The organism is Actinoplanes sp. NPDC051411 (assembly GCF_040682075.1).
In the GTDB taxonomy this organism is placed as follows: Bacteria; Actinomycetota; Actinomycetes; order Mycobacteriales; family Micromonosporaceae; genus Actinoplanes.
The window spans coordinates 1-23,429 of the sequence record NZ_JBFBAD010000069.1 but is presented as its reverse complement, the minus strand read 5'-3'; the positions used below and the strand labels follow the sequence as shown (position 1 = coordinate 23,429).

Sequence of the window (23,429 nt, the reverse complement as noted above, 5' to 3'; positions counted from 1 at the left end):
TAGAGAGCCGAGCCTTAGAGAGTCGATCGACCGGCGCCGCGAACGCGGCTGTAGACGACGGCCGCCACCACGACCAGCGCGCCCTGGAAGAAGTACTGCCAGGTCTGGCTCAGATCGAGGAACACCGTGGCGTTGAGCACCTGCACGATCAGGCCGGCACCGAGCAGCGTGCCGATGAACGTGCCGCGTCCGCCGAGCAGGCTGGTGCCGCCCAGGATGACCGCGGTGATGCTGCTCAGCGTGTAGCTGACGCCCTGCGACGGGTCGCCGATGCCGAGCTGGGCCAGCAGCACCATCGCGCCCAGGAACACCAGCACCGAACAGGCGATGTATGCCCCGATCGTCGTCGGCGTCACCTTGACCGCCACCTGCCGGGCCGATTCCTCGTTCGACCCGACCGCCCGCACCCGCAGCCCGACCCGGCTGCGCCGCAGCCCGATCTCGAGAACTATCGCCACCGCGACCAGGACGACGAAGCTCAGGGGCACCGGGCCGATCTGTTCGGTGACGACACCGGTGATCCCGGTCCCGATGTTGCCGCCGGGCGAACTCCGGAGCAGGAAGCTGAGGCCCTGCAACGCGATGTAGGTGGCGAGCGTGGCCGCGACCGGGGTGAACTTGGCGTATCTGATCAGCGTGCCGTTGACCGCGCCGGTGCCGGCGCCGGTCAGCAGCATCAGCACCAGGCCGAGGATCATCGCCGGCACCGACTTGCCGTCGTTGAGGAAGAACGACCCGACCACGACCATGAACCCGGCCAGCGGCCCGACCGACAGGTCGATGCCGCCGACCAGTAACGCGATCGTCTGCCCGAGGGCGATGAAGCCGAGCGCGGCACACGAGGTCATCACCGACGTGATGTTGAAATCGGACAGATAGCGGTCGTTGGTGCTGTAGACGTACGCACCGAGACCGAGCATGACCAGCGCCAGAATGATGACCGGTGCGTAGTCGCCGAGCAGGAACCGCCGCCGCGGCGTCGAGCCGGCCCGGGCCCTCGCCTCCTCGTGGCGGTGACCGGTCGCCCGGACGGCCGCGTGGATCAGCGCCTCCTCGGTGATCGCGTCACCCTCGGCCGTCTGTACCACCGCGCCGCGCGACATCACGACGACCCGGTCACAGAGTCCTTCGAGCTCCTTGGCGTCCGACGAGGCGATCACCACCGGCACGCCCTCGGCCGCGATCTCGCGCAGGATCCGGTAGATCTCCGATCGGGCGCCCACGTCGACGCCCTGGGTCGGCTCGTCGGCGACCAGGATCGCCGGTGCCGAGAGCAGGGCCCGGGCCAGCACGACCTTCTGCTGGTTGCCGCCCGAGAGCGCGGAGATCATGGTCTGCTGGGACGGCGTCTTGACCGCCAGCGAGCTCAGCTGGGCCGCCACGGCGTCGGCCTCGGCCCGCGCGTTGAGCAGCGGCCCGCGGGTGAAGCGCCGCAACGCCGACAGCGCCGCGTTCTCCCGCACCGACAGCGACATCATCAAACCCTCGCGATGCCGGTCGGCCGGAAGGTAGCCGCAGCGGTTTCGCAACCGCTTCGAGCCGTACGCGTCGGGGCCGATCCGGACCGTCCCGGTGAACGCCTCGAGCCCGGACAGCGCGCGCAGCAAGGCGCCCTGCCCGTTGCCGACGATCCCGGAGATGCCGATGATCTCTCCGCGCCGGGCGGTGAACGAGACATCATGGAAGCCCTTTCCCGACAGCCCCTCGACCACCAGCACCGGGTCGTCGGAGCCTGCCTCCCACTTCGCGGGGAAGGTCGACTCCAGCTTGCGGCCGACGATCATCGCCAGGAGTTCGTCGTCGGTGATGTCGGCGGTCTCGGCGCCGCCGCGGACCGTGCCGTCGCGCAGCACGGTCACGCGGTCGGCCAGCGCCCGCACCTCGGCGAGACGATGGGTGATGTAGACGACCGCGGTGCCACCGGAGGCGGCCGCCCGGACCCGGTCGAACAGCAGGTCAACGGATTCCGGTCCGAGCGGCGCGGTCGGTTCGTCGAGGATCAGCAATGCCGGGTCGAGCACGAGTGCCTTGGCCAGCTCGAGCAGATGCTTCTGCGCGATGCTGAGCGACTCGACCCGATCCTCCAGATGGACCGCACAGCCGACGTCGGCCAGCATCGCCCGCATCGTGGCCTCGGGATCGCCGTCGCGGCGCAGTACCCCGGCCGGGACGGCGACTCGGATGTTCTCCCCCACCGTCATGTCCGGCATCACCGCCGGGTGCTGGTGGACGATCGCGATCCCCAACTGGCGGCCCTGCGCCGGAGTGAGGCTGTCAAACGTGCCGTCGCCGACGGTGATCGAGCCGGCGTCCGGCACCACGGCGCCGGAGGCCACACCCATGAGGGTGGACTTGCCGGCGCCGTTCTCGCCGAGCAACGCGTGCACCTCACCGGATCGGATGGTCAGGTCGACACCGGTCAGCGCGGCCACACCGTCGTAGTTCTTGCTGATTCCGGTGAGCGCCATCGTCGTCGGCACCACCGCCACCGTGGTCTGCTCGTTCACCGTCGCTCCTTCTCCTGACGCGGGGATCGGCTACTTCTTGAACAGGGCGGCCTGGTCGGGGCCGGGCAGTTCGGCCGAGAGGTAGGCGTCGCCGGGCAGATCGCGATTACAGGTGACCGGGTGCGGCTGGCCGGAGACCGAGTCCTCGAACGGCGGCGCCTTGAAGGTCGTGTCGGCCGGTGGGGTGCCTCCGGTCGCCTTGGCGACCGCCCAGTCGACGGCCAGACGGGCGTTGTCGTTGCCGGTCGCCACCGTGAACAGCTTGAAGTCGGGGTTCTTCGCCTTGTGGTCCTCCCAGAAGCAGGAGAGGACGTTGCCGTCCGAGGTGACCAGCGCCGGGATCGACCGGTGGCTCTTCTCGAACTCGGGCAGCGCACCGACCAGCGACGGGCCGAAGTCGGAGACGATGACGTCGATCTTCGGGTATTTCGCGATGTCGGCCGAGAGCACCTGCTGGCTCAGCGACGGGTCCCAGTTCGTCACCTCGAACGGCTGCTGGCCGATGAACTTGTATTTCCCGCTCGAGTCGAGCACCTCGTGCATCGCCTTGAGCTCGGTCAGGCCCTGGCTGTTGCCGGCCGGCCCGGACAGGAACAGCACGTTGCCGCCGTTCGGCAGGTTCTTGACGATCCAGTCGGCCCAGTTCTTGCCGTCGTTGGCGAAGTCGGCGCCGATCCACTGGGTGTAGTCGGTGCCGGCCTTGCCGCCCGGGTCGACCCGGTAGGGCACGGTGACCGCGCCGGTCTTGTAGGCGCTGCGCAGCGCCGGGAGCACCGCGTTGCCGGCGTCGGGGAAGACCACCAGCGCGTCGACGCCCTTGGCGACCATGCCCTGGATGTCGGAGATGGCCTTCTGCACGTTGCCCTGGCCGTCGGCGTAGCTGAAGCTGGTCACGCTCTTGCACTTGGCGACCTCGGCCTTGGCCGAGGCGGTGGTGACCAGGCGCCAGCTGTTGCCGCCGAAGCCGTCGGTGAGGCCGAGGCTGATCTTCTTGGTTCCGCACCACGGGGGCGCTCCGGCCAGCGGGGCTCCGCCGCTGTCGGCCGAGGCCTTGTTGGAGTTGGCGTTGCTGCACCCGGTGGCCAGCAGGATCAGGGCACCGGCGACGGCGGCGAGCCGCAGTCCCGAGGGGAATCTGGACATGGCGAAGCGTCCTCCTTGCAGACGACGTTGCGGGGAATTCAGATCAGGGCGCCGAGGAAGCTCGGCGAGGATGATTTGCTAGGCCGAGGCGGGGACCGCGCGGGTCCGCTGCCGTGACCGCAGGCGCTTCCAGTTGATCGTGTAGAGCGCGACGCCGATAGCGAGAGCCGCCGCCTGCACCAGGGTCTGCACGGCGTACGTCTCGCCGAGCGCAAGCACGTATTGCTGAATTTGAGTGAGGAAAAGCCCGGCCAGCGCGCTCGCCACGAGGCTGCCGCGGCCGCCGAGCAGGGAGGTGCCGCCGAGCACGACGGCCGCCACCGACGCCAGGACGTAGTTGTCGCCCTCGAACGCCGTCGGCTTGTTGATGATGCCGGCCAGCAGGAAGCCGGCCAGCCAGTAGAGCAGAGTGGCGCCGACGTAGGCGCCGCCACCGAAGCGATCGACCTTGAGCCCGGCCGCCCAGGCGGCGAGCGGGTTGGCCCCCACCGCCTCGAAGCGCCGGCCGGCCACCGTCTTCTTGATCAGGACGGTCGTGACCACGGTGGCCACGACCGCGAAGTAGACCGCATTGGGAATGCCCAGGAGCGAGCCACCGGCCACCTTGGCCATCAGGTCGGTCGTCTGGCGGGGGGTGCCACCGGAGACGCCGAGGACGCCCGCGTAGAGCAGCGCGTTGGTGCCGAGGGTGGCCACGATCGCGTTGAGCCGGAAGCGTCCGATCAGGATGCCGTTGAGCACCCCGGCCGCGAGCGCCGCGGCCAGCGCGAGGGCCGCGGCCGGCAGCACCTTGGCGTTGTCGCCGTAGGCCTCGTGGGTGATGATCACGACCGTCAGCGAGACCGTGCCGGCGATCGAGAGGTCGATGCCGCCCTGCATCACCACCAGCGTCTGCCCGAGCGCGGCGATGGCCAGCACGGAGGCGAACGGGAGCATGCCGAGCAGTGCGCCGTGGCTCATGCTGCTGCGGGCGGTCGCCCAGCCCAGCACGGCCAGCGCGACGAGTGCGATGAGGACGGTGATCAGGCCACGGGAGACGGTGCGGCGGGCGGCCGCCGGAGCACCGATAGGACTGGTCATGTGATCTCCTAGATCCGCCGCGTGTTGCGCCTCACTTTACAAAGCGGGCCCGGTGTTCACAATAGGTTGACGCCGATGAAATACGGCTGGAACGCAGGTCAGGACTGGGGTGCCCGGAAGCGGCTCAGCGCCGCCATGTCGGCCGCGTCCAGCCCCGCTGCACACGCCTGCCGCACACGGCTCAACACGGCGCCGGTGACCGGCACGGGACTCCCCACGGCCGCCGCGAGATCGCAGATCAGGCCGAGGTCCTTGGCCACCAGGCCGAGGCTCATCGCCACCGGCGCGTTCTCGTCGAGGAAGGCGGCCCGTTTGTATTTCACGTAGGGCGCGCCGACGACGCTCTGGCCGAGCACGTCGTAGGCCCGGTCGCGCTCCAGCCCGGCCCCCTCCACCAGCACCAAGGCCTCGGAGAGGGCCGCGTTGAGGTCGTGCAGCACCAGGTTGACGGCCAGCTTCATGGCCTGCCCCGCGCCCGGCGCGCCCACCACGACGATCCGGTCGGCGACCGCGCTGAGGATCGCCCGGGCGGTCTCGATCGCCGCGTCGGCGCCGGCCGCCATGACCAGCAGTGTGCCGGCCTCGACCGCGGGCACGCTGCCCGAGACCGGCGCGTCGACGAACGTGTCGCCGATGGCCTCCGCCAACTCGCGGGCGGTCTCCACGCCGCTGGTCGACATGTCGCAGATGATGGTGCCCGGCGACAGCGCCGACCGCACTGAACTGTCCAGTAGCACTGCACGCGCGGCGGCGCCGTCGGCCAGCATGGAGATCACCAGGTCGCGGCCCCGGACGGCGCCGGCCGCGTCGCTGGTCACGGTGATGCCGGCGCCGGCCAGGGGCCAGGCGCGCCGGGGCGTGCGGTTCCAGGCCGTGACCGTGTGACCGGCCTTGGCCAGGCGGCGGGCCATCGCCGCGCCCATGCGGCCCGCGCCGAGAACGGCGACCTCAGCCACGGGCGCTCACCAGCACCTTGCCCGGCACCGCGCCGGCGGCCAGCGGCTCCAGCGCGTCGGTCACCACCCGGTCGAGCGGCACGACCCGGCCGACCAGTTCGTCGGCGAGCGGCCGGTCGCGCAGCAACTCGAGGGCCCGGGGCAGATCGGTGTCACAGACGTGCGCGACCGTCGTGCGTACGGTCACCTCGCGCAGGACGAGGTCGGCGAGGGCCAGGCTCTGGGGTGCCTTGACCAGCCCGACCAGCAGGACGGTGCCGCCCATGGCGACCAGGTGGGCCGACCGCTGGGCGGCCCCGGGCGCGCCAGAGCTCTCGATCACGACGTCGGCGCCTGTGGGCACCAGGTGGCGTACGGGATCTTCCGGGTCATCGACCGTGACCAGCACGGTCTCCGAAGCACCCAGGCGCTCGGCCGCCGCCAGGCGGCCGGCGTCGACGTCGACCGCGATCACCCGGCCGTCGTGGCCGGCCAGCCCGGCCAGGATGAACGAGCCGATCGCGCCGGCGCCGAGCAGCACGACCGTGTCGCCCGGCCGGACGCCGGACCGGTCGACCGCGTGCAGGCCGACCGCGAGCGGCTGAGCCAGCGCGGCATCGACGCCGGCGCACCCCTCGGGGATCTCGCGCAGAGTCGAGGCGGGCACGGCGACGTAGTCGGCCAGCGCGCCGTGGGTGCTCAGGCCGAGCGTGTAGTAACGCTCGCAGAGATTGGTGCGGCCCTGCACGCATCGCCGGCAGGTGCCGCAGGAGACCCCGGCGCCGCTGGCGACCAGGCGTCCCCGCCAGTACTCGGCGCCCGGCCCGGCCTCGACCACCTCGCCGACGAACTCGTGGCCGAGGATGGTCGGGCCGAGGTGACCGCTGCCCGGATGGCGGGTGGTCAGCGGGACCATCATCGGGCCCTTGGTGTATTCGGTGACATCGGTGCCGCACAACCCGTTGTACGCGACCTTGACCACGACCGTGCCCGGCCCGGCGGCCGGTTCGTCGTGCTCCTCGATCCGCATGTCGCCGGGGGCGTGCAGGACGGCAGCTCGCACGGTGAACCTCGCCTCTAGAGCGTCGCGGACGACGTCAGGTGGACCTTGATCTGGGATTTGTCGGTCAGCACGGCGGTGACCGCGTCTTCCGCCTCGGCCAGCGGATAGGTCGCGGTGACCAGCGGCGACAGGTCGACGCCACTGCGGGCCAGGAACCGCAGCGTGCGCGGCCAGACCCCGGGCGAGCCGATGATGCCGCGCGCCTGCAGTTCCTTGGACTGCAGGAGCCCGAGCTTGGCCGGCGCCGAGGAGCCGACGTCGATGCCGACGTAGACCAGCCGGGCCCGGAACGCGGCCGCCTCCAGAGCCACGGCCATCGCCTCGGGCCGCCCGCTGGCCTCGAACACGACCGAGGCTCCGGCGCCGCCGGTCCGCGCCGCCACCTCGTCGAGGAAGCCGGGCGCGGCCGGGTCGAGCGTCGCCTCGGCGCCGAGGGCCAGCGCCACCCGGGCGCGGGCCTCGCTGGGCTCGGCGACCAGCACGCGGGCGCCCTTACCGACCGCCGCGGCCACGATCCCCAGGCCGATCGGCCCGGCTCCGAGCACCAGTACGGTGTCGCTCGCGTCGAGATCGTCGGCCCGGATCGTGGCGTAATAGCCGCAACTGAACGGCTCGACCAGCGCGCCCTGCGTCCAGGAGAGGGTGTCGGGCAGCTCGTGGAGCCAGCTCTGTTTGGCGACGAAGAACTCGGCCGCCGCGCCGCTGATGCTGAAGCCGAAGTGGTCGGCGCCGATCACGCACTCGCCGACGACCCGGGCGCCGCCGCCGAGGCTCTTGACGGCCCGGCCGGTGCGGACCACCTCGGCCGACCACTCGTGACCGGGGATGACCGGGAAGCTGAACGGGATGATGTAGCGGCCGGCGAGAAGCTCGATGTCGCTGTGGCAGATGCCGACCCGGCGGCTGGCCAGCAGAACCTCGTCCTCGGCGATCTCCGGGACGTCCAGCTCGCCGACCGCCGCCCGATCGTCACCGACAAACTGAAGTGCCTTCATGGTTGCTCCAGTGCTCGGGATGCCATGTGTTCACCGATACTGAACGGCCACGCGAGCAAGTGTCAACCATGAGTTTAGTAGGCGTGCCGGACGCACCAGATGCCGCGAACGACGTCGTCGGTGCGGTTGGCCAGCAGATGGGGCACCGCGGAGTCGAACCCGACCGCCTCGCCGGCACGCAGGGTGAAGACCTCGAATCCGACCGTCACCTCCAGCTCGCCCTCCAGCAGCCACCCGTACTCGAAACCGGAGTGCCGGAGCATGCGCTGGTCGTTGGTCGAGCTGGCGTGCGGAGGGTAGGTGATCAGGAGAAAGTCGAGGCCGGTGCCGGTGTTGTCGACGAGCCGCTCCCAGATCACGCCGCTGTCCATCTCGAGGACGTGCCGCTCGCCGGGACGGGTCACCGAGAGCATGGGCAGACTGGGCGGCGGCTGGTGCGGCCAGGCGTCGACGAGCGAGCCCAGGTCGGAGCGGTTGACCGGCTTGACCACCACCTTCGGCTCGGCCGGGACGATCGGCGCCTCCTCGGCCGGGGCGGTCTCCTCCTCGGCGAACAGCTCGTCGATCGAGACGTTGAGCAGCTGCGACAGCGAATAGAGCGTGGCCACCGACGGCTGCGACTTACCCCGTTCCATCTGCGAGAGGAACGACGCGGAAACACCCAGCTCACGTGCCACTTCACGCAGGGAGCGGCCGGATCGCTCGCGGACCCGTTTGAGCCGGGAACCCAGCGCGACCAGCGGTTTGGTGGCAGACGAACTGAGCTCGGTCACGGGATCCCCTCGATTGCGTCCCCATCATTATGAGACGCCGTCATCGCGCTGCCCATCCGGGGAACGCCTGCGTCCGCTGAACCGTAAAGCATCAGTTGACGGCGCGTCCAGTGTCGGTCATCATCGAGCGCCATGGACCGCACCGCACTGGTCGTCGGCGTCACCGGCATCGCCGGCCACAACATCGCGCAGACCCTCCTCGCCGACGGCTGGCGGGTCGTCGGGCTCTCCCGCGCCCCGCGCTACGAGATACCGGGCGTGGAGCACGTCTACGCCGACGTCCACGACCAGGCCTCGGTCGAAGCGGCGACCATCGGCCGCGGCATCACGCACCTGTTCTTCAGCACGTGGTCGCGCCAAGCCACCGAGGCGGAGAACTGCACGGTCAACGGCGCGATGCTGACCAATACGCTGAACGCGCTGGCCCGCACCGCCGCGCTCCGGCACGCCGTGCTGATCACCGGGCTCAAGCACTACCTCGGCCCGTTCGAGGCGTACGCCGAGGCACCGGCTGACACGCCGTTCCGCGAGATCCAGCCGCGTCTGCCGTTCCAGAACTTCTACTACGAGCAGGAGGACATCCTGTTCACCGCGGCGGCCGAGCAGGGTTTCACCTGGTCGGTCCACCGCCCGCACACCATGATCGGGTACGCGCTGGGCAACGCCATGAACATGGGCGTCACCCTCGCGGTCTACGGCAGCATCTGCCGGGCCCGGGGCGAGCAGTTCATCTTCCCGGGCAGCCCCCAGCAGTGGAACGGGATCACCGACATCACCGACGCGCGGCTGCTCGGCCGGCACGCGGTCTGGTCGGCCACCGAGCCCGCCGCGCGAAATCAGGCGTTCAACACCACCAACGGCGACGTCTTCCGGTGGCGGCAGATGTGGCCGCGGCTGGCCGAGGCGTTCGGGATCGAAGCGGCGCCCTACTCCGGGCAGCCCGACCCGCTCGAAGGGCGGCTGGCCCACGCCGACGAGACCTGGGCGGCGCTGAGCGACAAATACGCGCTCGCGCCCTACCGGGCGACCGACCTCGCCTCCTGGTGGCACACCGACGCCGACCTCGGCCGCCCGGTGGAGGCGTTCGCCGACATGTCGAAGAGCCGCGCCCTCGGCTTCCTCGACTTCCAGGACTCGACCCGCTCGTTCCTCGACCTGTTCGACACGCTGCGGGCGCAGCACGTCATCCCGGAGGTCTCGTGATCACCACCGACGCCGTCACACCGGTACCCCTGGCCGGCGACCTGAGCACCGGCACCGAGTCGACGATCGTCCGCGCGCCGTACGACCAGGCCGAACTGGGCCGCGTCCCGGCGCTGACAGCCGGCGACGTCGACCGGGCGGTGCGCGCGGCGAGAAAGGCCCTGGAAACCGAGCCGCTGCCGCAGTGGCGCCGCGCCGACATTCTCGACCGGGCGGCCGCGGAACTCACCCGGCGGTCCGAGCAGTTCGCGGTCACCATCGCCCGCGAGGCCGCCAAACCGATCCGCACCGCGCGGTCCGAGGTCGAGCGGGCCGTGTCCACGCTCCAGTTCAGCGCCGCGGTGGCCCGGCAGCTGACCGGCGACGTCGTCCCGCTCGACGCGTCGGCCGCCGGTGCCGGGCGGATCGGGTTCACCCTGCGCGTTCCGGTCGGTGTCGTCGGAGCCATCGCGCCGTTCAACTTCCCGCTCAACCTGGTCGTGCACAAGGTCGGCCCGGCCATCGCGGCCGGCTGCCCGGTCGTCCTCAAACCGGCCGGCCAGACACCGTTCTCCTCGATCCTGCTCGCCCGCATGCTGATCGACGACTGCGGCCTGCCCCCGGGCTACCTGCACGTGGTCACCGGCTCCGGCAGCGTCGTGGGCAACGCCCTGGTCGACCACGACGAGGTCGCGCTGATCACCTTCACCGGCTCCCCCGAGGTGGGCTGGGGCATCCGGGCCCGGGCGCCCCGCAAACGAGTCGGGCTCGAGCTCGGCAACAACGCGCCGCTGATCCTCGAACCGGACGGCGACTGGGCGACGGCGGTCGAGAAGGTGAGGATCGCCGGGTTCAGCCACGCCGGCCAGTCCTGCATCTCGACCCAGCGCCTGCTGGTGCACTCGTCGCTCGCCGGCGAGGTGACCGAGGCGCTGGCGGCGGCGATCGGCACGCTCGTCGTGGGCGATCCACTCGACGAAACGACCGACGTGTCCGCGCTCATCTCGGTCGCCGAGCGCGACCGGGTGGCCGGCCTCCTCGACGACGCGCGGGGGCGCGGTGCGACGATCGCCGCCGGCGGCGACATCCGTACGGACGGGGTGCTCAGCCCCACCCTCGTGGCCGGCGCCCGACCCGACATGCGGGTGTGCACCGAGGAGGTCTTCGGCCCGGTCGTGGCGGTCACGCCCTACGACACCCTCGACGAGGCACTGCGCCTGGCCAACGACACCCGCTACGGCCTGCAGGCGGGCATTTTCACCGCCCGCCTCGACACCGCGCTCCGCGCCGCCCGCGGCCTCGACTTCGGCGGCATCATCATCAACGACGTCCCGACGTGGCGAGCCGACCAGCAGCCGTACGGCGGCGTGCGCGACTCGGGCAACACCCGCGAGGGCCCCGCCTGGTCCGTCCGCGAAATGACCGAGGAACGCCTCATCGTGCTCCCGGCCGCCTGATCCGGATTGTCGCCGGCGTCCCTCTCGTGGTGATCGACCGTCTGGCGGTTCCAACCCCGTCGGCCGGTGTAGCCCGGGTTGGGGAGGATCGCCAACGATGCGACCGTGCCCGGCGATCAGCCGCGCGGCGTTGTCGTACTGGTCGTGCATGGCGACCCGGAATGCGACACCGCCGTGCGGTCACCGAGATCTGGCGCAGCTTCGGGATCGCCGGGCACGAACTCCGCGGCGAGGCCACCTCGATTGCCGCCCCGGCCGTACTGGTCTGGGCCGCCACTAGCTGGTCCTGCCGCTGCGCGTGGGCGAGACGGCCGAGACCTGATCCCGAGTCGCGGCTCGTACGTCATCACCGAAAGGGTGACCTCGATCCTGCTCGCCGTCGTGGCAATCGCCCTGGCCCGGCGAGCCCACCGCCTCGCAGGGGTGTTCGGCGTCCTCGCCGGCCTGATCAGGCTGGCCGAGTGCGCGCTGGGAGTCGCGGCCGTGTTCTCCACCACCGCCACCGCGGCAACCGGTCTGGTCGGCGCGGTGAACCGCCTCGACGGCGTGAAGATGTTCGCGCTCGCCGGCTTGGCCGTCGCCGCTGTGACCGGGGCCGGCGTCCTGCCGCGGTGGCTACGGTGGACCGGCTGGGCGCTGGCGGCGACGATCGCCCTGTCCGGCATGTACAAACACGTCGCCAATCTCGACGGCCTGCGCCGCGACCTCGCAGTCCTCGGCGTGCGAGAGCTCACCGCGGTCATGGGCGCCGCCGCGGTCGGCCGCTCGGGCCACGACGCGCTGACCGCCATCGCCGACGCCTACCGCGCGTACGCCACCGCCCACCCCGGCCGCGCCGCCGCGAGCGTACGAGCACCCGACCCCGACGACGCCGAGCACGTCGCCGTCGGAGCGGCCGCCATCGAGATGCTCAGCTCGGCCCTGGCCGACTACCAGCTCACCGGCGACGACCTGATACACACGATCCGCTCCCTGCGCGCCCTGCTGCACGGCTTCGTGTCCCTGGAGGCCGCCGGCGGGTTCGGCATGCCCCAGTCCGTCGACATCACCTTCCACCGCCTCATCGACGGCTTCGCCGGCACGCTGGTCCGCTGACCGGTCAATCACCGGTTCATCGCGGTGCGGGGTTGCGGCTACCTTCTCAGGTGAGCAGGCGTCGGAGCCAGTCGATCCGGGCTGCCTTGGCCGATCGCGAGATGCGCGCGCCGGGCACGAGCGTGTCGAATCCGTGGTAGCCGCCGGGCCAGACGTGTAACTCCGCCTCGCCGCCGGCGGCCCAGATGGCTCCGGCGTAGGCGACGTCTTCGTCGCGGAAGGTCTCGGCTGAGCCGACGTCGATGTACGCCGGCGGCAGGCCGCTCAGGTCGGTGGCGTGCGCCGGTGAGGCGTAGGGAGAGACCGGCCCGGTGCGCCGGTCCGGCCCGAGCAGGCTGCGCCAGCCCGTCTCGTTGGCGGTGCGGTCCCACACTCCCGCGCCGTCCATCTGGCGCGCCGACCGCGAATCGTTGCGTTCGTCGAGCATCGGGCCGATGAGCAGCTGACCGGCGAGCCGCGGTCCGCCCCGGTCGCGGGCCAGCAGGGCAACCGCGGCGGCCAGTCCGCCACCCGCGCTGACGCCGGCGAGCACGATGCGCGGTGGTGCCGGTTCGAGCGCGGCGGCCGCGACCAGGCCCGCGTAGCAGTCCTCCACCGGGACGGGGTGGCGGTGCTCGGGCGCGAGCCGGTAGTCGACCGACACCAGGACGAGTGACAGTTCGGCGGCCCAGTCCAGTGGGTCGGCCAGTCCGAGGCGGTGGTCTCCGGCGACGAAGCCGCCGCCGTGGATGAAGTAGAGCAGGCCGGCGGGCTCCGGCGGCCGGAAGATCAGCAGCCGGCCGCTCTGTTCGACCGTGAACCGCGGATCGTCGCTGGTCAGGGCCGTTCCGGGGAGGCCGGCGCGCAGCAGCGGGATCGCGGCGTCGTCGACGACCGGCGGGCGTACGGCCCGGATGCCCGGCAGCTCGCCGGCGAGTTCGGGATCGAACGGCGGCCGGGTGGCCGGGACGGGCCCGGAAAAGAGCATGTTCACATTGAAGAACTGCTAATACCTATTAGTCAACGGTAAACGCTTGACGGAGGGTCTTCGCGGCGCGAAGGATGACATCCCGGCGCAACTAATGCGTATTAGCCAGGCAACTTGGAGGCCACGATGCCCGCCGCCCGCCGGCGTGTGACTCAGCAGGACATCGCCCGGATGACCGGCGTCAGCCAGGCGACCGTCTCGCTCGTGCTCAACGGCCGCAGTGACGCCGACGTCCGGATCGCCCCGGAGACCCGGGAGCGAGTCCTCGACGCGATCCGTACGACCGGGTACGTCGCCGACCCGATCGCCCGGCGACTGGCCGCCCAGCACAACCGCATCATCGGCGTGTTCACCTACGAGCCGGTGTTCCCGGCCGAGCTGGGCAACTTCTACCACCCGTTCCTGGTCGGCATCGAGGAGTGCGCCGAGCGCATCGGCTGCGACCTTCTGCTGGTCACCAGCGCACCGGTGGTGGACGGGCGGCGGCGGATGTTCCACGAGAGCAACCGGCTGCGCCTGGCCGACGGCTGCGTCCTGCTCGGCCAGTGGCTCGACCCGGCCGACCTGGCCCGGCTGATGGACGACGGGCTGCCGTTCGTCAGCGTCGGCCGCCGCGACGACGCCGGCGGGCCGGTTCCGTACGTCGGCGCCGACTATCCGGGGGCCACCGCCGAGCTGGTGCGGCGGGCGGCCGGGCTGGGACATCGCCGGATCGCGTACGTCGGGACCGGCAGCGGCCCGGAGTCGCAGGCCGACCGCATGCGGGGCTTCACCTCGGCGGTCGCCGAGGCCCGGATCGACGGCCGGCACCTGCCGATCGACGGCCGGGATCCGGACGAGGTGCTCGACCAGCTCCTCGGCGAGCGGCGTACGTGCGTCTTCGTCGAGGAGTTCGCCGACGGCGTGGCGCTCGCCGAGCGCGCGGCGGTCCGCGGTCTGCGCGTCCCCGACGACCTTTCGCTGGTGGCGCTGGGCGATCCGACCCGGCCCGCCACCACCGACCTCGCCATGACGGGCTTCCGCATCCCCCGCCGGGAGATGGGTGTGCAGGCCGTCGAGGTCTTGTCCGCTCTCCTGGAAGGAGTTCCCACCGTGACACAACGGCTGCTGACCTGCGAGCCCGTCGAGGGTACGACGCTGGCGGCCACTCGTGACTGAGCTGCGAGCGGATGTCCTGGTCGTCGGCGGCGGCCTCGGCGGTGTCGCGGCGGCCCTCGCGGCCCTGCGGGCCGGGCGGTCGGTGCTGCTGACCGAGGAGTACGCCTGGCTCGGCGGCCAGCTCACCAGCCAGGCCGTGCCGCCGGACGAGCACAGCTGGGTCGAGCAGTTCGGCGTGACGGCCAGCTACCGCGCGTTGCGCGACGGAATCCGCGACTACTACCGCGAGCACTATCCGCTGGCCGAGCCGGCTCGGAGGATGCGCTACCTCAACCCGGGCGGCGGCCACGTCAGCCGGCTCTGTCACGAACCGCGGGTCGCCGTCGCGGTGATCGACGCGCTGCTCGCGCCGTACCGGAGTAACGGTCTTCTCAGGGTTTTGACCGGCTGTGTGCCGGTGGGTGCGGACACCGACGGCGATCGGGTCAGGGCCGTGACCGTACGCCGTGCGGACGGCGAGCTGGTGACGCTCTCGGCGCCGTTCGTGCTGGACGCGACCGAGACCGGTGAGCTGCTGCCGCTGACCGGCACCGAGTTCGTGACCGGCTTCGAGTCCCGCGAGCAGACCGGCGAACCGAGCGCTCCCCCGGTCGCCGAGCCGGCCAACATGCAGGCCTTCTCGGTCTGCTTCGCGGTCGACCACGTCGACGGTGATCACACCATCGACCGGCCGGCCCGGTACGCCGAGTGGCGCGACTACCGGCCGCCGTTCTGGGGCGGACCGCTGCTGTCCTGGCAGACGCCCAACCCCCGGACGCTGGAGATCTCCACCCGGACGTTCACGCCGAACCCGGACGACGAGCCGTGGCGGGTCGAGGCCGACCAGCGGTACAACCCCGGCGACGGCAACCTGTGGACGTTCCGGCGCATCGCCGCCCGGCGCAACTTCACCGCGGGCGCGTATGCCAGCGACATCTGCCTGGTGAACTGGCCGACGATCGACTACTTCGAGACACCGCTGATCGGGGCCGCGGACCCGGCCGCGGTCGAGAAGGCCGCCCGCGAGCTCTCCTTCTCGGTTCTGTACTGGCTGCAGACCGAGGCGCCGCGGCCCGACGGCGGCACCGGCTGGAAGGGCCTGCGTCCGCGCGGCGACGTGACCGGCGGCGCCGACGGCCTGGCCATGGCGCCGTACATCCGCGAGTCCCGGCGCATCCGCGCCGAGTACACCGTCGTCGAGCAGGACCTGTCGCTGGCTGTTCGCGGCGACAAGGGCGCGGTGTCGCACGCCGACTCGATCGGCGTCGGCATGTACCGGATCGACCTGCACCCGTCGACCGGCGGGGACAACTACATCGACATCGGCTCCTGCCCGTTCGAGATCCCGCTCGGCGCCCTGATCCCGCAGCGCATGGAGAACCTCCTGCCGGCGGGGAAGAACATCGGCACCACCCACATCACCAACGGCTCGCACCGCCTGCACCCGGTCGAGTGGAACATCGGCGAGGTCGCCGGCGCGCTCGCCGACTTCTGCCTCGGCCGCGGGACGAGCCCACGCGCGGTGCGCAACAGCCCGGCCCTGCTGGCTGACTTCCAGAACCGCCTCGCCGCCGATGGCGTCGAGCTTCGCTGGCCCGACATTTCCGGATACTGAGGACCCCCGCCCATGAAAATCTTCGCTACCGCCTCCGCTGTCCTTCTCCTCGGCACCCTCGTCGCCTGCGGCAGCAACGAAGGCGCCGCCGACGGTCCGATCACCCTGCGCATGACGACGTGGACCAGCAACGAGGCCCACGTCAAGCTGTTCAACGACATCGCCGCCGAATACCACACGTCGCACCCGGACGTGACGGTCAAGTTCGACGCGCTGCCGGTCGACAACTACACCACCGCGGTCACCACTCAGATCGCCGGCGGCAACATCCCCGACCTGGCCTGGATCCTCGAGGGCGCGGCGCCCGACTTCGTCTCCTCGGGGGCGCTCGTGCCGCTGGACGACGCGATCGAGAACAAGTCCGAGCTCGTCGCGTCGACGACCGCGCTGTGGCAGCAGGACGGCAAACTGCTCGCGTACCCGTTCTCCACCTCGCCGTTCGGCGTCTTCGTCAACACCGACCTGGTCAAGAACCTGCCGGCCGGCGGCAAATGGACCTGGGACAGCGCGATCGCCGCGGCCGCGCAGGCCACCGCGGGCGGCAAACAGGGCCTGGTGCCCCGCGACTTCGACTACAAGGACTGGACCAACCTCGCGCCGATCTTCGACGCGTGGGGCGCCCAGGCCTGGTCGTCCGACGGCAAGACCTGCGGCTTCGACCAGCAACCGATGATCGACGCGATGACCTTCATCCACAAGGCGATCTTCGAGCAGAAGGCGATGCCCGGCCCCGGCGTATCGGCCGACTTCTTCGCCGGCGACGCCGCGATGACCATCACCCAGATCTCGCGCGCCTCGCTGCTGACCGACGCCAACTTCAAGTGGACGCTGGTTCCGCTGCCGGCCGGCCCGAAGGGTGACTACGCGGTGATCGGCCAGGCCGGCATCGGGGTCCTCAAGAAGGGCAAGCACGCCGACGCGGCCAAGGACTTCCTCAAGTTCTTCACCGACGACGCGAACTCGGCCAAGCTCGCCGCCTACTTCCCGCCACCGCGGCAGCCGCAGCTCAACGCCGAGACCCTGGGCAAGAGCAACCCGCTGCTCAAACCCCAGCAGCTCAACGACGTGGTGATCGACGGAATCTCGACCGGCGTGGTCAAGCCCAGCCACAAGGACAGCGCCGAGATCAACCAGGCGGTCCGCTCGGCCCTCGACCCGATGTGGAAGCCGGACGCCGACGTCAAGACCGTGCTCACCGGCGTCTGCACCGCGATCCAGCCCCTGCTGGCGAAATGAACCGTCGGTACTGGACGACCCGCCGTCGCGACCAGCTGACGGGGTGGCTGTTCATCGCCCCGCAGCTGGCCGGGACGGTGGTGTTCGTCCTCGTCCCGCTGGTCCTCGTAGTCTGGTACAGCCTGCACGAGTGGAACGTGCTGGCCGACACCTTCACGTTCACCGGCGCGGACAACTACCGGGCGCTGGCCCACGATCCGAAGCTCCCCGCCGTGCTGCGGGCCAGCCTGATCTTCTCGGCCGGGCTGGTGCTGCTCAACCTGTCCCTGGCGCTGCTGCTGGCCGTACTGCTCAACCAGCGGCTGCGCGGCACGACGGTCTTCCGGGTGCTGTTCTTCTCACCGGTCGTGGTCTCGCTGGTGGCGTGGACGATCGTCTGGCGGTTCATGCTGCAGGACAACGGCGGGGTCAACTCCCTGCTGCACGCGGTGGGCATCGACGGGCCCAACTGGCTGCGCTCCGGCGGCACGGCCATGGCCGCCGTCGTCGTGGTCCAGGTCTTCAAGAACGTCGGGCTCAACATGGTGCTTTTCCTCGCCGCCCTGCAGGGCGTACCGAAGGACCTGTACGACGCGGCGCGCACCGACGGCTCCCCGGCCTGGACCACCTTCCGGCGCATCACCCTGCCACTGATCAGCCCGACGCTGCTGCTCACCGCGATCATCACCGTGGTCGGCTCGCTCCAGGTCTTCGCGCAGGTCGCGGTGCTCACCGAGGGCGGCCCCGGCACCTCGACCACCGTGCTCGTCTACTACCTCTACCAGCAGGCCTTCCAATTCCATGCCTTCGGGTACGGCGCGACGCTCAGCGTGCTGCTCTTCGTCATCGTGCTGGCCCTGACCGTCCTGCAGTGGCAACTGCGCCGGAGGTGGGTCTTCCATGAGCAATAGGACGAAAGTTCTCGTGTACGGAATCCTGAGCGTGCTCTGCGTCCCCTTCGTCTTCCCGACGTGGTGGATGATCACGAGCGCGCTGAAGCCGAACAGTGAGATCTTCTCCGCGTCGATCTGGCCGCGCCACCCGTCGCTCGCGGCCTTCCACGACGTGTTCACGCTGCAGCCCTTCGCCCGGCAGTACTTCAACAGCGCGTACATCGCCCTGGTGGTGACCGCCGGCACCCTGCTGGTCGCCGCGATGGCCGGCTACGCCTTCGCCCGCATCCGGTTCCGCGGCCAGAACGTGCTGTTCGTGGTCGTCCTCACCGGACTGCTCATCCCGAGCGAGGTGACGATCGTCCCGCTGTTCCGGATGTTCAACCGCCTCGGCCTGATCGACACGCACTGGCCGCTCATCCTCGTCCCGATCTTCGGGGCGCCGAGCGTGCTCGCGACCTTCATCATGCGGCAGTTCTTCATCACGCTGCCGGTCGAACTCGAGGAGGCGGGCCGCATGGACGGCCTCGGCCGGCCCGGGATCTTCGGCCGGATCGCGCTGCCGCTGGCCCGGCCGGCCCTCGCGGCGGTCGCCATCTTCACCTTCCTCACCAGCTGGAATCTGTACCTGGAGCCGGTCGTCTACCTGTCCTCGCAAGACAAGTTCACCCTCCCCCAGGCCCTGACCCAGTTCACCGACGCGTACCAGGGGCCGCTCTGGAACGTCCAGCTCTCCGCGGCCTCGCTGACCGCGATCCCGGTCCTGATCGTCTTCGTCCTGGCCCAGCGCCAGTTCATCGAAGGTCTCGCCCACACCGGACTGAAAGGCTGACCGCCCGATGATCTCTCGCCGATCCCTGCTCCTCAGCGGCCTCGCGGTTCCCGCCGGCGCGCTCCTCGCGACCGGGCCCGCGCAGGCCGCCAGCGATTTCGACACCGTACGCCTGCAGTGGTTCGACACCCTGATCGGCAGCTACGACCTCAGCGACCCGGTAGTCGCGGCCTATGTCGCCGACTCGGCGGCGGTGGCCCAGGAACTCTGGTCGAGCATGGACACCTCGAGCGGCCGCACCTACCTGTGGTCCGACCTCGACAGCAGCACGGTCTCGGCGGTGCAGCGCAACAACATCGGACGCCTCCGCACGCTCGCGCTGGCCTACCGCTCCGCCGGGTCGTCGCTGGCCGGGAACGCGGATCTGAAGAACGACCTGGCGTCGGCCCTCGACTGGTTCCTCGCCCAGAAGTACGGGCCCTCGGTGCACTCCTACGACAACTGGTGGGACTGGCAGATCGGCATCCCGCTCGCGCTCAACGACGTCTGCGTGGCCCTCCACGATCAGATCGGCGGCACGAGAGTGGCCACGGCGATGGCCGCGATCGCGCACTACGCACCGGATCCCACCGTCACCGGCGGCAGCACGTCCACCGGCGCCAACCGCAACTGGGCGTGCGCGATCGCGATCGTCCGCGGGGCGCTGAGCGCCGACGCGACGATCATCGCGAACGCCAAGAACGCGATCGCCGACGTCTTCCCGTACGCCGGGAGCGGCGACGGCTTCTACACCGACGGCGGCTTCATCCAGCACGAGTACTTCCCGTACACCGGCGGCTACGGCATCTCGCTGCTGCAGTACCTGACCTACGCGATGCTCGCCACGCGCGGGACGCCGTGGGCGTTCACCTCATCGCGGGTCTCCGAGATCTACGACTGGACCCAGAAGAACTACCGTCCGTGGATCTTCCGGGGCGCGATGATGGACACGGTCCGGGGACGAGGCCTCTCACGGTTCTACGAGAGCGATCACCGGCAGGGACGCCTCACCGTCGCGACACTTCTGCAACTCGCCGCCGTGCTCCCCGCGGCTCAAGCGCTCACGGTGCGAGCGCAGTGCAAGGGGTGGATCGCGGCCGACACGTTTTTTGCCTACGACTCCGCTCCTATCGAGCAGATACGGCTCGCGTCGATCGTGCTGGGGCGTGCGGTGGTGGCCGACTCGTCCATCGCGACGGCCGGGGAGTCGACCCAGACCGTCGTTGCGACCTCCGTTGCGCGTGCCGTACACCGCCGCCCCGGATTCGCCTACGCGGTGGCGATGGACAGCACCACGATCAAGCCCTACGAGAGTGCCAACAACGAGAACCTCAAAGGCTGGTACACCGGCGAGGGCGCGGTCTACATGTACCTGCCGGCTCAGCCCGGGCACTGGACCAACGAGTACTGGCCGACCGCCGACAAGTACCGCATCCCGGGGACGACCGTCGACACCAGGACGCTCGCGCTCGGCGCCGGCCGCGGCTCGACGAACACCTGGACCGGCGGCGCCCTGCTCGACGGGAACGCCGCCCTCGGCATGGGGCTCTCCTTCGCCGTGCAGACGCTCACCGCGAAGAAGTCCTGGTTCTGCATCGCCGACGCGATCGTCTGCCTCGGCGCCGGCATCACGAGCACGGACGGCAACACCATCGAGACGATCGTCGAGCAACGCAACATCGGCCCGAACGGCGCCACCGTCCCGATCGTCGACGGCACCGCGGCCCTCACCCAACCCGGCAGCACACCGACCATGCTGACCCCACGCTGGGTCCGGATTCCGAATTCCTGCGGGTACGTGTTCCCGGCCGGCACCACACTGAAGGCGACCCGCGCCGACCGCACCGGGAAGTGGACCGACATGGACCACCGCGGCGTGTACGACGACACGGCGTCCTACACCCGCCGGTTCATCACACTCTGGTACGACCACGGCATCAACCCAACCGGCGCGAGCTATTCCTATATTCAACTGCCGGGAGCCGCCCAGGCCGCGACCGCGGCGACGGCGGCCTCGACTGACATCTCCGTGGTAGCGAACTCGACCGCCGTGCAGGCGGTGAAGCGCGGTAGCGACGGCATGACGATGGCCAATTTCTGGAGCGGCACCGCGCCGAAGACCGCCGGGATCAGCGTGGATCAGCCCGTCTCGATCGTCACGAGCCGGTCCGGCGGCGAGCTCGCCATCTCCGTGAGCGACCCGGCGCAGCGACTCAGCGGCCCGGTCACCGTCACCATCGACGGTGCGGCGACCGGGACGATCTCGGCCGACACCGGCGTCACGGTGCTGGCGACCAGCCCGGCCGTGAAGCTCTCCGTCGATGTGGACAACGCGGCCGGCCGAAGCTTCGTCGCACGACTCAGCCTTTAACCGAAACCCACTTCCTCGCCTCGATGGAGCCAACAAACCGGGGGGACTCAGCCGAACCCCACCGTCAGCATTTGTTGACACGGCTCAAGACGTCAGCATATGTTGACAGCATGACTGAAGCCGTCGACCTTCCGCGGCAGGCGGCACATACCGATCCAGCGATCGGCCTGAGCGCGGTCGCGGCTCTCCGTGCGCTCACCGAGAGACTGGAACCACATCAGATCAGCAACGCCCGCGCCCGTGGCTGGAGCTGGCGCGGAACACCTGCTGTTCGCGACATCCGCCGGGCTGGACCCCACCGGGGAAACCCTGCGCGCTTCCAGCCTCGCACCTCGTCCGATGTGGAGGCTGATCGAGCAGTTGGTCGGGGTGGGCAGATGGGCGGTGGACCGCGATGCGCTGGCCGCCATCGGCATCGACGCCGACGAGATTCTCTCCGCCGCCGGGGCGCCGTCCGGCATCCCGGCGATGCGCGGCTCCGTTCGTCGCCCACGGCGACACCGTCACCATCTGCCGCTCAACGCCGTCGCCGCCCGATGTCTTCTCGCGACGCTCACTCCGGGCGGAGACTCGGCCTCGATGACCGGTACGGCCGTCGTCGCCCAGGCCCTGATTCACGACAACAGCCGCCTTCCCATCGACCAGAAATGGTGCGCGCCGTGATCGAGCCTGCTGTCATGCCCTCCCCAGCTCCGCGTCGGCGGCATCGTCGAGTGCTCATCGTCGTACTCGTCGGCGTAGTTCTGCTCACCGTGGCAGCCGCCGCTCGCGTTCTGCTGCACCATGGCGGCACCGATCCCGACGCCGGCGAAGCGGTGGCGCACCCTCGCCCGGCGGGATTGTTCTACCGACCACCGGTTCCGCTCCCGGCCGCACCGGCTGGAACACTGATACGCAGTCAGCCGATCCCCGACATGCCATCCGGCACGCGAGGCTGGCGGATCCTCTACCATTCCCGCAACCTGGCCGGCACCGACATCGCCGTCTCCGGGTTCGTCGCGACGCCGGCGAGCCCGCCGCCGCCCACCGGCCGCCACGTGATCGCCTGGGCCCACGGCACCACCGGATCCAGTGACTCTTGTGCTCCGTCCACCGACCTGCGGCCGGTCGACGGCGTCGAAGACGGACGTGCATTGCTGGCCGCCGGCTACGCCATCGTCGCCACCGACTACGAAGGACTGGGCACGCCCGGCCCACACCCCTATCTCGTAGGCGCCAGCGAAGCCCGGTCCGTACTCGACGGGATGCGCGCGGCCCACCGGCTGTCCGGCGCCGGCATCGGCACCGCATTCATCGCCTTCGGGCATTCCCAGGGCGGCCAGGCCGTCCTGCAAGCGGCGCAGATAGCCAGGTCCTACGCCCCCGAACTGACCGTGCTGGGAGTCGCCGCCGCGTCGCCGCCGACGAACATGACCGCGCTGACCGCCGGCGTGACCCGCCTCGATTTCGGGGCCGCCTACCTCCTCGCGGCCGCGGCGGGCTACAGCGCCGCACATCCCACCGCACTCCTTTCAACGATCCTCACCGACCGCGGAGTTGCCGCCGCCTCCCTCAACGAACAGATCTGCAACCCACAACTCGTCGACCGGTTGACCGGCGTGACCGCGGCGGACCTCTTCCTTCACGACTCCCGCGGCACTGAACCCTCGCCGACCGATTCAACGGTGTCCCCGCACGATCGGCGTGTCCCGCCTGAAGATCAGCCGACGGCGGACCGGTGGGCGGAGCCGGGCGGCGTAGCAGCCGATACAGTTGTCAATTCAGCACGGTTTCAGGCCACCCCTCCTACCGTCCCTCGACGATGCCAATCTCGCAGGAAGTGAACGCGGCTCCGGCCCGGGTTCGGCCGGCCGGCGTCCCGTGGCCGGCGGCATCGCGACGATGGCTACCCGTCGCCGGCCCCGGCCTCCTGATGCTCGTCCTGGGGCTGATCGGCAGCACCCGCTCGGTGCTGAGCTGGGACGAGATCGCGACCGCCGACGCCGCCCGCCGTTCGGTCCCGCAGATCTGGAATCTGGCCCACCACATCGATGCCGTGTTCAGCCCGTACTACCTGGCCATGCACGGATGGACCGCACTGTTCGGCGACTCAGTGCTGAGTCTTCGCCTGCCGTCGATCCTGGCGATGGCCGGCGCGGCGGCCCTCACCGGCGAGCTGGGACGCCGGCTTCTCGGGGGTACGGTCGGGGC

19 protein-coding genes and 1 pseudogene are annotated in these 23,429 nt (G+C 70.4%); 12 read left to right on the top strand and 8 right to left on the bottom strand.

Going from position 1 to position 23,429, the window contains the following annotated elements:
• Positions 1–14: 14 nt before the first annotated feature.
• The 7 genes from AB0M88_RS32335 to AB0M88_RS32305 all read right to left on the bottom strand — a co-directional run bounded on the left by AB0M88_RS32335 (position 15) and on the right by AB0M88_RS32305 (position 8,496).
• Entirely contained in the window at positions 15–2,507 is a 2,493-nt protein-coding gene (locus AB0M88_RS32335) for an ATP-binding cassette domain-containing protein (protein ID WP_364109051.1), read from the bottom strand.
• A 30-nt stretch (positions 2,508–2,537) separates the two neighbouring features.
• Positions 2,538–3,650 carry a substrate-binding domain-containing protein gene (locus AB0M88_RS32330; protein ID WP_364109049.1) on the bottom strand — a complete coding sequence of 371 codons (1,113 nt, stop codon included), beginning with the start codon at positions 3,648–3,650 and terminating at the stop codon, positions 2,538–2,540.
• Positions 3,651–3,728: 78 nt separating this feature from the next.
• Positions 3,729–4,730: an ABC transporter permease gene (locus AB0M88_RS32325; protein ID WP_364109047.1), complete on the bottom strand. Its 1,002-nt coding sequence runs from the start codon at positions 4,728–4,730 to the stop codon at positions 3,729–3,731.
• Between the two features lie 98 nt (positions 4,731–4,828).
• Positions 4,829–5,686, bottom strand: a complete 858-nt coding sequence (locus AB0M88_RS32320) for an NAD(P)-dependent oxidoreductase (protein ID WP_364109045.1) — start codon at positions 5,684–5,686, stop codon at positions 4,829–4,831.
• Entirely contained in the window at positions 5,679–6,728 is a 1,050-nt protein-coding gene (locus AB0M88_RS32315; RefSeq protein ID WP_364109043.1) for an alcohol dehydrogenase catalytic domain-containing protein, read from the bottom strand. Before AB0M88_RS32315 ends, AB0M88_RS32320 begins: the two co-directional genes overlap by 8 nt.
• A gap of 14 nt (positions 6,729–6,742) precedes the next feature.
• Entirely contained in the window at positions 6,743–7,723 is a 981-nt protein-coding gene (locus AB0M88_RS32310) for a zinc-binding dehydrogenase (RefSeq protein ID WP_364109041.1), read from the bottom strand.
• Between the two features lie 74 nt (positions 7,724–7,797).
• Positions 7,798–8,496 carry a helix-turn-helix domain-containing protein gene (locus AB0M88_RS32305; protein ID WP_364109039.1) on the bottom strand — a complete coding sequence of 233 codons (699 nt, stop codon included), beginning with the start codon at positions 8,494–8,496 and terminating at the stop codon, positions 7,798–7,800.
• Positions 8,497–8,628: 132 nt separating this feature from the next.
• Here AB0M88_RS32305 and AB0M88_RS32300 point away from each other — a divergent pair, with 132 nt between their 5' ends.
• From AB0M88_RS32300 to AB0M88_RS32290, 3 genes are all read left to right on the top strand, one after another.
• The gene (locus tag AB0M88_RS32300) at positions 8,629–9,699 is read left to right on the top strand and encodes an SDR family oxidoreductase (protein ID WP_364109037.1); all 1,071 of its coding nucleotides are present in this window, start codon (positions 8,629–8,631) and stop codon (positions 9,697–9,699) included.
• Positions 9,696–11,135, top strand: a complete 1,440-nt coding sequence (locus AB0M88_RS32295) for an aldehyde dehydrogenase family protein (RefSeq protein ID WP_364109035.1) — start codon at positions 9,696–9,698, stop codon at positions 11,133–11,135. The genes AB0M88_RS32300 and AB0M88_RS32295 overlap by 4 nt, the downstream gene beginning before the upstream one ends.
• A 357-nt stretch (positions 11,136–11,492) precedes the next feature.
• Positions 11,493–12,230, top strand: coding sequence for a TetR-like C-terminal domain-containing protein (locus AB0M88_RS32290; RefSeq protein WP_364109033.1), 738 nt, complete (start codon positions 11,493–11,495; stop codon positions 12,228–12,230).
• Positions 12,231–12,276: 46 nt separating this feature from the next.
• Here the strand turns inward: AB0M88_RS32290 and AB0M88_RS32285 are convergent, their stop codons facing one another.
• Positions 12,277–13,197: an alpha/beta hydrolase fold domain-containing protein gene (locus AB0M88_RS32285; RefSeq protein ID WP_364109031.1), complete on the bottom strand. Its 921-nt coding sequence runs from the start codon at positions 13,195–13,197 to the stop codon at positions 12,277–12,279.
• A gap of 126 nt (positions 13,198–13,323) precedes the next feature.
• Between AB0M88_RS32285 and AB0M88_RS32280 the strand changes: the two genes are divergently transcribed.
• The 9 genes and pseudogenes from AB0M88_RS32280 to AB0M88_RS32240 all read left to right on the top strand — a co-directional run.
• Positions 13,324–14,355: a LacI family DNA-binding transcriptional regulator gene (locus AB0M88_RS32280; RefSeq protein WP_364109029.1), complete on the top strand. Its 1,032-nt coding sequence runs from the start codon at positions 13,324–13,326 to the stop codon at positions 14,353–14,355.
• Positions 14,348–15,949 (top strand): FAD-dependent oxidoreductase, encoded by a 1,602-nt coding sequence (locus AB0M88_RS32275; protein WP_364109027.1) that lies wholly within the window; start codon positions 14,348–14,350, stop codon positions 15,947–15,949. The genes AB0M88_RS32280 and AB0M88_RS32275 overlap by 8 nt, the downstream gene beginning before the upstream one ends.
• A 12-nt stretch (positions 15,950–15,961) precedes the next feature.
• Complete coding sequence (locus AB0M88_RS32270; protein WP_364109025.1) at positions 15,962–17,185, top strand: sugar ABC transporter substrate-binding protein; 1,224 nt, start codon at positions 15,962–15,964, stop codon at positions 17,183–17,185.
• The gene (locus AB0M88_RS32265; RefSeq protein ID WP_364109023.1) at positions 17,182–18,075 is read left to right on the top strand and encodes a sugar ABC transporter permease; all 894 of its coding nucleotides are present in this window, start codon (positions 17,182–17,184) and stop codon (positions 18,073–18,075) included. Before AB0M88_RS32270 ends, AB0M88_RS32265 begins: the two co-directional genes overlap by 4 nt.
• Complete coding sequence (locus AB0M88_RS32260) at positions 18,065–18,889, top strand: carbohydrate ABC transporter permease (RefSeq protein WP_364109021.1); 825 nt, start codon at positions 18,065–18,067, stop codon at positions 18,887–18,889. Before AB0M88_RS32265 ends, AB0M88_RS32260 begins: the two co-directional genes overlap by 11 nt.
• A gap of 7 nt (positions 18,890–18,896) precedes the next feature.
• The gene (locus AB0M88_RS32255; RefSeq protein ID WP_364109019.1) at positions 18,897–21,239 is read left to right on the top strand and encodes a polysaccharide lyase 8 family protein; all 2,343 of its coding nucleotides are present in this window, start codon (positions 18,897–18,899) and stop codon (positions 21,237–21,239) included.
• A 339-nt stretch (positions 21,240–21,578) separates the two neighbouring features.
• Positions 21,579–21,902 (top strand): hypothetical protein, encoded by a 324-nt coding sequence (locus tag AB0M88_RS32250; protein WP_364109017.1) that lies wholly within the window; start codon positions 21,579–21,581, stop codon positions 21,900–21,902.
• On the top strand, positions 21,887–23,062 hold the full coding sequence (locus AB0M88_RS32245) for a lipase family protein (protein WP_364109015.1): 1,176 nt from the start codon (positions 21,887–21,889) through the stop codon (positions 23,060–23,062). Before AB0M88_RS32250 ends, AB0M88_RS32245 begins: the two co-directional genes overlap by 16 nt.
• Positions 23,041–23,429, top strand: a pseudogene (locus AB0M88_RS32240) (hypothetical protein); the annotation flags it as partial. The gene AB0M88_RS32245 and the pseudogene AB0M88_RS32240, both read left to right, overlap by 22 nt.